1 pseudogene is annotated in these 625 nt (G+C 60.2%); it reads left to right on the forward strand.

Annotation, left to right across the window (positions count from 1 at the left end):
• A pseudogene (locus IVA82_RS47175) lies at positions 1–252 on the forward strand (hypothetical protein); the annotation flags it as partial.
• Positions 253–625: the final 373 nt, after the last annotated feature.

Genomic DNA, 625 nt, shown 5'->3' on the forward strand with positions numbered 1-625 from the left:
GCCACAAACCCCGTGATTGTCGGCTGGTATCGGCACGAACACCCCAGCACGGCAGTAAGGATACCCGACGGATACGAGCCAGAACCGGCACTGCGCTGGGGTGTTTCAGTTGGGCTTCGCCGAGCGGACGATGCGCTGCTTGCAGCCGTGGATGCTGCGGTGTCACAAGTGGTCGAGCAGCGGATACCAGCGCAGATCTACGCGAAGTATGGCATTACCTATCTACCCCCTTCCGGCGCAGGTCTCCAGTAAGGATGCAAAGCCTGGTGCGACTGACACTACGACCACTGCTCTATGCACGGTGCAAACAAGGCTAGATGCCTTGATGTTAAGGCGTCTGCTCACGGACAGGAAGCCGCACTATGCTACTGAACAGTTCTTCCGCTTATGTGAAGCTTTTCGGATGCCGGCCCCATGACGGTGGGGCGGTGCGCACGGGGCCGGCGTCCGCAAGCCTCCAAGGGAGATGCTATGGGGCGGCGGCGAGGATATTGCATCCATCGTTGCTGATGTGAACCGATGGAGCGCCCCATGCAGAAATTGAACGATCTGAGCCGATCCCCGAGCCCCCTCGATCCGGACGGCACGCTGATCGCCGTTATCGAACTGAGCCTGTCGAGCTGGC

Source organism: Bradyrhizobium sp. 142, from assembly GCF_023074015.1.
Taxonomy (GTDB): Bacteria; Pseudomonadota; Alphaproteobacteria; order Rhizobiales; family Xanthobacteraceae; genus Bradyrhizobium.